Source organism: Nostoc sp. DedQUE02, from assembly GCF_034531035.1.
Lineage (GTDB): Bacteria > Cyanobacteriota > Cyanobacteriia > Cyanobacteriales > Nostocaceae > Nostoc.
The window spans coordinates 20,497-32,684 of sequence record NZ_JAVRBY020000028.1; the positions used below are offsets into that span (position 1 = coordinate 20,497).

Genomic DNA, 12,188 nt, shown 5'->3' on the forward strand with positions numbered 1-12,188 from the left:
TTTCACAGACTGGCTTAATCACAATACCTCGCAAGAAAGAACTGTTGCGATATTCAGTAGTAAGTACACCATTTTCCCATCTGGTTTGTGTTTCACCTCGCGTCAAAATTTGCTGTGATTTGACATCAAAAATATAATGATCGCTCTCCTTTAGTCTAAAGTCCAGTGATTAATCAAATACGAGAAGGAGATGCAATTCAAACGATTCAAATACAAGACGCGATAATCGCATCTTGTACTATTTACGGGTATAACGATGTTTCACCCCAATAGGGAAATATTCAAAATCACCCATTGGTGCTAATGTAACCTGTGGTGTCCGATATTCTGCGGGAACATAATTAGCAAACTCGCTATTTAGGCGTAGCAATTGTGAAAGAATAGAAGATGCGATCGCTTCTCTTCGATCTTCACTACCCTCTACCCCTGGTGCTAACTCCACAACCACAGATAAAAATCGATTTTTGTCAGCATCTTCCTTCACCTGCAACACGAATTTACCCGTCACCCATTCTTGAATTCCTGGTTGTTCTAATCCCACCGTCACATTTTCTGGATAGATATTTGCACCAAAGTAGGAAACTGTAAAGTTAGAACGACCGAAGACATAAACAAAAGGTAGCTGATGAATACCTCTAGGTGATTGTTGAGTGTCAGAACGGAGATTTTCAAGCGGGTTAAATCCCCATTCAGCTAAAAATTGCAGCATCGCATCATAACTAATTATCCCGCCAGTATCCAAGATGTCATAACGTACTAAGGGAATACCGTTATCTCCTGAAAACAGCAATCCGCCATCTTGAACTTCAAAAAAGCGAGTGAAAGGATCGTATTGTACTAGCGTGGGTAAACGCGATTCTCTAAATAAAGCTCTCGCTGCATCGGGATTTTCTGCCAAAAAACGGCGAATGCAGATACTTAAGGGTGTTTCATTACCCAAAACTCCTGCATCCGCAGTGCCGTAAAGTGATGCAAAATCATAGCAAGGATTTTGTGAACCAACTCGTTCGCCAACTAAACTCCGCCATTCTTCACTAAATACTTCTCCCGCCATCACTAATTTAATCTGATATTGCTGCCACTCCACACCACGAGCGATACCAGTATCAATCACATCTTTTAAAAATGGCGGGTATCCCAGTAACACCACTTGTTCAAATGCTGAACCAAGTTCTTGGACAACTCGCAAAATTTCCTCTTTGTTGTTACCAGGAGTAATTACAGTGATGGGATAACCTTTGCTAGCAAGATAACGACAGCAATTGCTAGTAAACATCCCACCTACCCAAGTGCCTAAAGTGAAACAAATCACTGCTAGGGTACGTCTGGTATCTGCATAGAAACTATCGTGAAAAATCTGTTCAAAGCGTGTGGCGATTTGGAGTTCATCTGTGAAAAAACGAGGCCAAAATGTCGGTTTACCACTAGAACCTGATGAAGCAGCTATCATGTCGCACGTTTCTAGTTGTCCGTTGTGGCACAAGTCAGCTAAGGGATAACGCAGGATATAATTTTGTTTAGCGATCGCTGGTAGTTTTTGAAACTCCTCTAAGGTTTGAATAGTCGCGGGATTAATTTCCCTTTCTGCTAAAAAAGCCTTGTAGGCAGGTACATTAGCCGCCACATCGTGAAATAAACTCAAAGCTGCCGAAGTTTGAGTGTTAAGATGCCGTTGCAGTATGGTTTCTAGGGGGGTAGATAAAAAATCTTCAAATGCTTTAATTACCTGCTGCTGTCTTGATTTCGGGTTCATGATACTTTTTGTTTATCCTGAAAATAAAATCAACATCGTTAAAATAATTCTTAATTCGTAGAATATCCGAAAATGAGGGTATGCGCGTTGTAGTCATTCAATAAAACCTTAATTTATCCTTCAGCACCATGCAGCTTTATTGCAGTAAACAACACACAAATAATGGTAGTAACCGCTTTTGTACCCATTGTGGTGAACCATTACCTCTTGCTGTGGGACAGGTTGTGGATAATCGTTATCAAATTATCCGCCATCTAGGACAGGGGGGCTTTGGACGCACCTATTTGGCGGAAGATATCAGTAAATCCCATCAAACCTGTGTGCTGAAGGAATTTGCACCCCAAGTACAAGAACATCAAGATTTACAAAAAGCTAAAGAGTTATTTGAGAGAGAAGCCAATGTTCTGAAAAAACTCCAGCATCCACAGATTCCGCGTTTTCACGCCTCGCTACAAGTGAAAATAGGTACTAAAGATTTTTTCTTTCTAGTACAAGATTATGTGGATGGTGATAATTATTACCAATTATTAGAACAACGCGAAACTCAAGGAAAGACTTTTAGTGAAGAAGAAGTAATCATCCTACTGCAACAGATTTTACCTGTATTAGCCTACATCCACTCACAAGATGTGGTTCACCGTGATATCTCTCCTGATAATTTAATTTGGCGGCGTTCTGATAATTTGCCAGTGCTGATTGATTTCGGTGGTGTCAAACAATTGCCAGCTTCTCAAGGTTTTTGGCAGACTAAGTTGGTTGGAAATAACACTTTACTGGGTAAAAAAGGCTACGCCCCAGAAGAACAGTTACGACAAGGAAAAGCATTTTTTAGTAGTGATTTATACTCTTTAGCAGTTACATCACTGGTGTTACTCACAGGTAAAGAACCGCAAAAGTTATACGACAGCTATCAGGGAATTTGGGGATGGGGAAAGGAAATTCGAGTGAGTTTGCAACTGGAAGCGGTATTAAAAAAGATGCTGGCTTATAAACCAAGCGATCGCTACCAACGAGCCGAGCAAATCCTCAGAGATTTACCATCGTCAACTGCAATTAAATCCCCGGCTAATTATATTACCACCAAGATTAAGACGATGGTAGTTGCTCCGGGAAGACAACGCGCCAGTGCGGTTATTAGTAGATTCCAGAGGCAAACGCAAGCAATTGCTAAACCGAGAACTTTCCCTGTTTGGATTCGTCCTTTTGCGATGAGTTTAGGGGTAACGGCTTTAGTTGGATTAACTTTAGCGGCGGGAAATGCAGCCATTCGTGCCGTAACTTCAATCACTATCCCATCAATTTCATTACCTTCATTACCGCAAATCCCACGCTTTCCAACTGGAAAACCAGTCGCCGACAAAGGAAAAAATAGCGACCTCCAGAAAATAATCAGTCGTCGTCAAGAGTTAGAAATTACTGAAGGATTTTTTATTCGCACAGTAGACGATTTATTTTATACAAAAAAACCAGAATTAAAAGGACGTAGCCTGACATCTAAACCTGAAGATGCTGGTTTACGGGATGAATGGTCTGGCATCGCTGACGATTTATTGGATAAATTAGAACAGGCTAACCTCAGTACAGCAGCTCGTCGAAAACTGGGTAAATATACTGCACAAGATTACGAAACATGGAGACGACTTGCGCGATCGGGGCAGTTTGGGAATTATACAATTGATCGGCTAACCAAAGACACAAATGAAAAATTTGATCGGTTGTTTCCTGGTCAGCAGCGTGGGAAACTGAATCAACAAACTTTTGGTCAAATTTGGTATGCGATCGCAGCCGATCAAGTCAGTAAAGTACAATCTGGCAATTAACGGGACTGGGGAAGAGTCACAAATAACTAATGACTAATCAATACTTTTCGGGTTTTGGGGGAAAGGGAAAAGGGAAAGGTTTTAATTCACCTTTCCCCCTGGGAGCAACGCGAAAATGTGAGATCATCGCTTTTTGAAGCAGGGGGAGCAGGGGGAGCAGGGAGAGTAAAGAGAGAATTTAGTAACATGCGCGACTATAAATACTTCAAAATACACTTAATTTATTTCTCCTCCCCTGCCTCAAGAGCTTGCCCACCTCACTCTCATCGCATTGCTCCCTTCCCCCTTACCCTTTAACCTTTACCCAGACCAAAAGAGAGATTGTTAGGTTTATCCGAAAAGTATTGAATGACAAATGACAAATGACAAATAACAAATGACTAAAATATATTGTTCTAAAGGACATGAAAATTCCCCAGGTAGCCGCTTTTGTCTCCAATGTGGTGAGAATTTGTTGGATACACCCATGAGTTACGGTATCCAACCGGGATTGACTTTAGGCGATCGCTATGCGATTGTGCGTCAAATTGGCCAAGGTGGCTTCGGACGCACTTATTTAGCTGAAGATGTCAATCGTTTTCGCGAACTTTGTGTTTTAAAGGAATTTTCTCCCCAAGTTCAAACCGCTTACGTCGTCCAAAAAGCTGAAGAACTGTTTGAGAGAGAAGCAAGTGTTCTTTATAAACTGCAACATCCCCAAATTCCCCGCTTCCGCGAACTACTTCGGCTGAACTTAGGGGGCAAAGAATATCTGTTTTTGGTGCAAGATTATGTAGAGGGGGAAACTTACAACTCGTTGTTAAATACCCGCCTACAAAGGGGTTTACGCTTTACAGAAGCGGAAGTACACCAATTGTTGCAACAAATTTTGCCAGTGTTGGAATATATCCATTCCATAGGCGTTATTCATCGAGATATTTCTCCAGATAACTTAATACTTCGCACTGTTGACAAACTGCCAGTATTAATTGATTTTGGCGGTGTTAAACAAGTAGTAGCAACTGTAGCTTCCGAATATTACCAACCCGGTATGGTTGCACCTCCCCCAGCACCAACTCTATTAGGTAAAATCGGATTTGCGCCCCCAGAACAGATGCAAACTGGGTTAGTATCTCCCCACAGCGACTTGTATGCACTGGCGGCAACAATGTTGGTTTTATTGACAGGAAAACAACCCCAAGATTTAATTGATACCTACAATCTCACCTGGGAGTGGCGACGGGAAGTAAGCTTGAGTCCAATTTTGGGACAAGTATTAGATAAAATGCTATCTGCCAGACCAAGCGATCGCTATCAATCAGCCCGTCAAGTACTCCAAGCTATCAACTCGCCTCCTGCTAACTATCCCCCAACCCAATACCCCACTCCACCACAACCCACATCCGCCACCGTCGCCGTCTCCCCACCTCCTCCACCTTCTCAAACCCCCTCATATCCCTCATCTCCTCCCTCTCCCTCCTGGTGGACACCAACAAAAACCTTCCTTGTGGCGGCGTTAGTCGCTGGTAGTGTGGGATTAATTTGGTGGGGAGTCAATAGTAGACGCGATATCGGGGAAGTCAAACCTAATCCTACAGCTAGCCCCATTCCAACCAGCGAACAACCGACCGATCCTTTAGCGCAATATTCACCAGCAGAACGGGAACGCAAAGAAAAATTAAGCGATCGCCGTCAACAATTGGGTATTAACTCTAACTTCTACGTGAACTTGGTGAATCAAGTTTTTTGGGATAGAAATCCCAGTTTACGGGGACGCACTCTCAGCGATGGCCCTGAAGATGAGGGTTTGCGGGCAGAATGGGATAAAACAGCCTCAGAATTGCTGGAAAAGCTTGCACCACTGAGTTCCAATGCCCGCCGACAATTGGGAAGTTATACAACGTCTGAACGCGATCGCTGGAAAGTGGAAGTCAACAAAATCAACGTTGGTAGTCGTTCTTTGTATGATTTAGGAGATGCCGCTTTTTTCAGTGTATTTCCCGAACAGCGTGGTAAAAATTTCAAAAACCAGCCCATTGGACAAGTTTGGTACGGATTTGTTAGCGATAAACTTAGTGCGATCGTAGCTGGTAGCGCTTTCCAGAAGCTTGTCTTTGATCCAGGCACTACAGGCAAAACAGTCAACGGTACTCTCCAACCTGGTGATGGCAAAGTATTCATTGCTGGACTTGCTAAAAATCAATCTCTGGACTTGAAACTAGAAGCAAATTCCCAAGTTTTGTTATCAGTCTATTCACCCTCTGGCAAAATCCAATTTTTAGAAGATTCTAGCAAACGCAGTTTATCAACTAAATTACCAGAAAATGGATTTTATGAGTTTGTTGTGGTTTCCACAGCATCGAAACCATTAGATTATCAACTCAGCATCACGGCGGAAAATCCCACGCCTACACCAACACCAACACCAACACCCACAGAAACACCAACGCCAACGCCAATTCCCACAGAAACTTCCACTCCTACGCCTGCACCAACTCCTACAGAAACTCCCACACCGACACCGACGGTAACTCCCTAAAGTACAAATCCGATCAAAAATCTGTCCCTCTTCGAATTGGAAAGGGACACCTGAAACTTTAGTTTAAAAGAGAAAGAGGTTCGTCTAACTCACGTTAAGGGATTTACAAAAAATAAATTATCCAAATAAATGAACCACAGAGACGCAGAGAACACAGAGTGAAGAGGAATAGAGAGATTTTGCAATCGAGTTTGGGATATTTTTTTATTTGGAAATCTCTAATCAAAATCTGTTGGTAAATTTGGTTGGCGATAATGTTGGAAAAGTCGGGTGATTTGCTTTGGTGTCACACGTCCAATAGAAAGTTCTGGTAACGCATCTTCAGGGAAAAAACCTACTTCTTCAGTTTCAATACTTGATGATGGAGAACCACCAATCAGTTCACAGTGAAAAAATAGCTTGTATACATAAAATGGAAACGGTGGATGTCCCTGCTTGTCTCTGTCATAGACTGCTAGTAGTTTGATAGCGCGTGCTTGATATCCAGATTCTTCATATACTTCTTTGACAACTACCTCACTGGGAGACTCGCCAACATCAGCCCATCCACCAGGTAAAGTCCAACAGCCGTCGGCTCTTTCCTTGACTAACAAGATAGTATCGTCTCGAAAAATTGCTGCTCGCACATCAACTTTAGGAGTTGCATATCCGACTTCACGGCTAAACAAATCGAGGACATAGCTGTGTTCTACATTTGAGTAGGTTGCCATAATTTCTGTGGCGATCGCTCGTAATTGTTTGTAACGTTCAATATCAAAAACGCCTTCAGAATAGGTTAGACCATTTTGAGCGATCGCTTGTAAATTTTGCGCCCATTCCAGCCATTTAGGTTGCATATATTTTTCTTATGTCGGGGATTGGATCTTAGGTATTGGGGAAAGGTGACAGGTGATAGGTGATAGGGAATAATCTGTACCCTGTAACCTTTACCCTATTCCCTTCTTCAGTCCCTAGTCCCCAGTCCCCAATCCCTACTTACGCATCATCTAAAGCTGCAATTCCAGGCAATACTTTGCCTTCAAGTAACTCCAAGCTAGCGCCGCCGCCGGTAGAGATGTGGCTCATTTGATCGGCTAAACCAACTTTTTCTACAGCCGCTACCGAGTCACCACCGCCAATGATCGTAGTTGTGCCAGTTTTACCGATTTCGGCGAGAGTATGAGCGATCGCTTCCGTACCTGCGGCAAACTTATCAAACTCAAACACACCCATTGGCCCGTTCCAAATTACCGTTTTGGTATCTGCAAGGGCATCTTGGAAAACTTTTACTGAGTCTGGGCCAATATCCAAACCCATACCATCATCGGGGATGTTCTCAATGCTGACGGTTGTCGCATTAGCATCAGGAGCAAACTTATCTGCTGATACTATATCTGTAGGTAACAAGAAAGTAACACCCCGTTCCTTAGCTTTAGCTTCTAAAGACTTCGCTAGTTCTAACTTGTCTTCTTCTACTAACGACTTACCAACATTCAAACCACGGGCTTTGTAGAAGGTGAAAATCATCCCACCACCGATGATCAGCTTGTCGCACTTCTCCAGCAGTGTTTCAATTACGCCAATTTTACTGGAAACTTTGGAACCGCCAATAATTGCCGCCAAAGGACGTTGGGGATTTTCAATGGCGTTTTGCAGATATTCCAATTCCTTCTCAACCAAATATCCAGCCACAGAAGGACTGAGGAATTTAGTCACACCTTCAGTAGAAGCATGGGCGCGGTGTGCAGTACCAAAAGCATCATTTACATAAAAATCAGCATTAGCTGCCAATTTTTTCGCAAATTCTGCATCGTTTTTCTCTTCTTCTGGGTAAAAACGGACATTTTCGAGTAACAGCACTTGGCCATTTTGCAGGGCACCAACTTTAGCTGCAACTTCATCGCCAATGGAATCATCAGTTTTAATGACTTCTTGCCCCAGTAACTCAGACAGACGCTTGGCAACGGGAGTTAGGCGTAATTTGTCATCCACACCCTTGGGACGGCCAAAATGGCTGGCGAGAATGACCTTAGCTCCCTTCTGCGTCAAATCTTGGATGGTTGGTAGAGCGGCGCGAATGCGAGTATCGTCGGTAATGTTGCCTTGATCGTCCACAGGCACATTAAAGTCAACCCGCACTAAGGCACGTTTCCCAGATATATCAGCCGAAGATAAACTTGCTAAACTTTTTTTGGACACACCAAACTCTCCTGATTGCCTTTTTGTTATTGTTTTGAAAGTAGAACCATCAAGATTTTACCGGAGTCAGGGGTACCCAAGTGACAGATATATTTAAGACGGTATTATTTCCTATCGATCAAAGCCGGGAAACGCGGGAAGCTGCTGACGTTGTAACTAACGTAGTTAAAAAGTACAACAGTCGCTTAGTGCTGCTGTCTGTGGTAGAAGAACCGCTTCCAGATGCGCCTAACGCAGATGATCCGATGGTGTCGCCAGAGGTAGTTGCGAAACTGCTGGAAAATGCCCAATCTTTATTTTCTGGACAAGGAATTCAATCTGAAACCTTAGAAAGGCGGGGCAAACCAGCTTTTACGATCTGCGATGTCGCTGATGAAATCAGGGCTGATTTAATTATCATGGGCTGTCGGGGGCTAGGCTTGACTGAAGAGGGAGCGGATGATAGTGTTACTACTCGCGTGATTAACCTTTCCCCTTGCCCAGTGTTGATTGTACCTTAGCAGTATGTTGCCGAATACTAGTTATAGTGCGATCGCTAATTAAAAAAGAGGGGAAAAGGACGAATGTCGCGAAGAAAAGGTGAAACCCTTGCTTCTTCTCGGTGTGGGAGTGTAGAGGAAGTAGTTGATTTGTAAGTATTATTTGGTTTTTAATTCTTCACTGTGCAACCCTTACACCCAAAAGTCAGGCAGATTAAGGATTTGCGCTTTTCTTAGTGCCATTCGTCTGTATACCTAATTAAAAGTTTTTTGTTTTAAATGCCTCTTTTTGATCCAATCGGCAACCCAAAGCACAGTCTACCGATCAGCAATTTCAAACACAATTTACAGTGGAGCAGCGCCAAAAAAGACGATTTCCTCAACATTCAAGACATTAAGGGTGAACTCATCACGTTTAATGGTGTAATTATTGGAGCTGCCTAGAATGGTGTAATCAGTTTTGAAATCAGACAGAATTAGTTTGTCCCATCCCGATCCACCATTGATTGTAGCATTACCGTAACCAACATCAAATGTGTCGGCTCCACATCCACCATTAAGCAAGACATTGGCGATCGCGCCCCCTTGGTCTGAAACGGCTTTACCGCTATTATCAATTCGACGGGCTTTAAAGTAATCGTTACCGTTTCCGCCATCAATAGTGCCACCTTGGATGCCAATGCTGGCGCCATACCCAGTAAGGCTATCATTTCCTGCCCCTCCACAGATAATGCCATTAGTATTATCAATACCTATGCCTTTACTAATGCCAGTGCCGATAAGGGTATCGTTGCCATCGCCTAAACTGATGCTGCCACTGTTAATAATGCCTATACCTACACCAGGTTCATAATCCCCAAAAGGGCTATTGTCCCCTGCACCGCCGGTGCCTGTGCCAGAGATTAAGTCGTTTCCCTGCCCTCCACTTATCGTGCTACCCTTACTGTTAGAGATGCCTATACCGTTACCTGCAGGGGTATTAAGCCTATCGGGCGATGCTAACGCGCTACCGCCCTTGCCGATACCAGTAATAGAATCGTTTCCAAGACCTCCACTAATAACGCTACTATCAGTGTTGAAGATGCCTGTACCATCTCCTCCAAAAACACTACCAGTTCCAGTTCCGGAGATGGAATCCTTCCCTTCTCCTCCATTAATATCGCTGCCACCACTGTTGAAGATTCCTATACCAGCATCAGATTGTCCATTTCCAGTTCCAAAGATAGAGTCGTCCCCAAATCCTCCATCAATGCGGCTATCCTGAGTATTATTGATGCCTTTAGCAAAACCTCTGTTTCCGGTTCCGGAGATCAAATCTTTTCCGTCTCCTCCATTAATGTAGCCGCCTTGAGTGTTAGAGATACCTATACCAAGTGCAGAGCGTAGAGAGTCGAAACCGCCAGTGCCTGTGCCAGAGATAGTATCATCTCCTTTTCCTGCATTGATGATGCCACTGTTAGCAATGCCTGTGCCAGTACCTGCACTTACGTCCTCACCGGAGACACCAGTGGCACTACCCTTGATAGTGTCGTTACCCCCTCTAGTCTCAATGACTCCGTTTTTTAGAACCTCAATTCCAATTGCTGGGAATGCATTATCCTCTTGTCCCACCACTAGATCGGAACCAGAAGTGCCTATGATCGGGGGTAAAGAAACAATTAATCTGGACATAATATTAACCTTCCTCAATTGAGTGTGATAGAGTTTTAACCCCTGAGAGTCTTACTCTTTTAATAAAAATTTTTTAAGTCAGAATTCACAGATAACTCTGATATCAGGCTTTCTTTGATCAGAACTTCACAGAGTCAGAACTAGAAAGTTTCAGACTTGACAAGTATTGATTAACGAATTCTTTGTCATGATCCCAACGACCTCTATGGATGTTAATGACAAAAAACAACGTGTTATTCAACACTTGAAAAGAGTAAGCAGCTTATAAGCTGATAGTACTTACATAGCGGAAATTTACTTAGATTTATATAATCTCATACAAATCTTTGCATAATCTTCATGATTATTGCTGAAAAATGTATACAAGAGTACTGTTTTTTATCTACCCTTTATATTTTCATCTTACCGTTCGCGTAATAACCCAATTTGCGGGTTATAAAATTCTGGATGCTTTGTTACTCTCGTTTCAGGCAATTGCACATGACAAGTTGAAAGTTGTTTCAGTGCAACCGTAACTTAGAATCAACTCAATACTAAAACGGTTAACTCGTCTTCCAGTATTAAAATTAACTTATTAAATAAATATTTATGGAAGAGCCAAAGCCTTGCGAAAGCCAGTCTAAAAGTTGGATTTATCCCCTTAGACTGAACCTTCGATATATTAGTGCAATTACCTTAACCTGTCACAAATAGTGCTAAGTACTAGCATCAAGATTCACTTTTGCTGTTTGTCATTTGTATTTACAAATGACAAACAGCAAATTCTGAGCGCCAACTTCCGGCACTCAGAATTTTAGAGACAAACCTTGCATGTTTACATGCTTTGCCTAAAAGCTTAAAAACGATAGTTGCGATCGCGCACCCACATACTAACTGGGACTGCCTTACCTTGTGGATCTACTTTCGCTTTTACCACAATGGGTGGTACTTGTCCTCTGCGGGCGCGTTGGGCTTGTAAGTCGTTCCTAATCTGCTGCCGTTGGTTTTCTGGGATGTAATATGTTTCTAAGCCATAGTTAACAGAGCCATCCTGATAAACACCTTTTAAGGCTGCTTGGTTGGCTCTAAGAGTTGTGGGGCGATCGCTACTTACTCGTAATGGTCTCCAAGCTCTAGGAACACCGCGACCAGAGGATAATTGCTCTTGCAAAGTCACATATATGTTAGTTCCTTCGGGCAATCTTCTCCCACTTCCACGACCTTTGCTGACTAATGTTTGCCAACCAGGTAGTCTGCTCAAATTTGAGGTACGGGATATGTTGTAATCTAAGGCTAAAGTGTTACCTTCGATCACATTGTTAGGGTCTACAGGTACGGTTTGTAAAATCACCGTCTTACCTGTTACGTCTGTATAAACTGCTTGGGCTGGTACTGCCATAATTAGCCCTGTTTGCAGCGCCAGGGGAGCAAGTAACCGCCAAAAAGGTAAGGGCTTATTCGATTTTTGTTCACTAGCAATCAAGTAATCCCGAAAAGTCACCTTATTGGAAAATTCGGCTTCGGGAGACAAGGGTTTATTTTTAGATTCAGAAGAAGTATTACTCATGAGCGTAGTCCTAAAAAGCAGAGGTCTTGAAGAGGTTAAAAGTAACGAGATTAGGACTGACGCAGAGAAACTTTAAAAATTTTGACGCACAGAGATTTTTAGTTAGGAGTTAGGAGTTAAGAGTTAAGAGTTAAGAGTTAGGAATCATTCAATTTTAGATTTAGTTAACTTTTTCTAAATTCTGACTCCTGAATTCTGACTCCTGAATTCTGACTCCTGAATT

At 42.7% G+C, this 12,188-nt stretch carries 8 protein-coding genes; 3 read left to right on the forward strand and 5 right to left on the reverse strand.

The features are described 5' to 3' along the window. Positions 1 to 238 precede the first annotated feature (238 nt). Entirely contained in the window at positions 239 to 1,753 is a 1,515-nt protein-coding gene (locus RMX98_RS20560; RefSeq protein ID WP_322680253.1) for a phenylacetate--CoA ligase family protein, read from the reverse strand. A 128-nt stretch (positions 1,754 to 1,881) separates the two neighbouring features. Between RMX98_RS20560 and RMX98_RS20565 the strand changes: the two genes are divergently transcribed. Both RMX98_RS20565 and RMX98_RS20570 read left to right on the forward strand, forming a co-directional pair. Further along, on the forward strand, positions 1,882 to 3,573 hold the full coding sequence (locus RMX98_RS20565) for a serine/threonine-protein kinase (RefSeq protein ID WP_322680252.1): 1,692 nt from the start codon (positions 1,882 to 1,884) through the stop codon (positions 3,571 to 3,573). A 376-nt stretch (positions 3,574 to 3,949) separates the two neighbouring features. Beyond that, a complete protein-coding gene (locus tag RMX98_RS20570) occupies positions 3,950 to 6,091 on the forward strand; it encodes a serine/threonine-protein kinase (RefSeq protein WP_322680251.1) in 2,142 nt (713 codons plus the stop codon). 218 nt (positions 6,092 to 6,309) lie between these two features. Here RMX98_RS20570 and RMX98_RS20575 read toward each other — a convergent pair whose 3' ends face one another. Further along, positions 6,310 to 6,927: an NUDIX hydrolase gene (locus tag RMX98_RS20575; RefSeq protein ID WP_322680250.1), complete on the reverse strand. Its 618-nt coding sequence runs from the start codon at positions 6,925 to 6,927 to the stop codon at positions 6,310 to 6,312. Between the two features lie 139 nt (positions 6,928 to 7,066). Beyond that, positions 7,067 to 8,269 carry a phosphoglycerate kinase gene (locus RMX98_RS20580; protein WP_322680249.1) on the reverse strand — a complete coding sequence of 401 codons (1,203 nt, stop codon included), beginning with the start codon at positions 8,267 to 8,269 and terminating at the stop codon, positions 7,067 to 7,069. A gap of 89 nt (positions 8,270 to 8,358) precedes the next feature. Here RMX98_RS20580 and RMX98_RS20585 point away from each other — a divergent pair, with 89 nt between their 5' ends. Further along, complete coding sequence (locus tag RMX98_RS20585) at positions 8,359 to 8,769, forward strand: universal stress protein (protein ID WP_322680267.1); 411 nt, start codon at positions 8,359 to 8,361, stop codon at positions 8,767 to 8,769. A gap of 324 nt (positions 8,770 to 9,093) precedes the next feature. On the opposite strand, the gene RMX98_RS20590 is transcribed toward RMX98_RS20585, so the two are convergent. After that, positions 9,094 to 10,419 carry a calcium-binding protein gene (locus RMX98_RS20590; protein ID WP_322680248.1) on the reverse strand — a complete coding sequence of 442 codons (1,326 nt, stop codon included), beginning with the start codon at positions 10,417 to 10,419 and terminating at the stop codon, positions 9,094 to 9,096. A gap of 835 nt (positions 10,420 to 11,254) precedes the next feature. Continuing rightward, on the reverse strand, positions 11,255 to 11,965 hold the full coding sequence (locus RMX98_RS20595) for a GDYXXLXY domain-containing protein (RefSeq protein ID WP_322680247.1): 711 nt from the start codon (positions 11,963 to 11,965) through the stop codon (positions 11,255 to 11,257). Between the last annotated feature and the right edge of the window lie 223 nt (positions 11,966 to 12,188).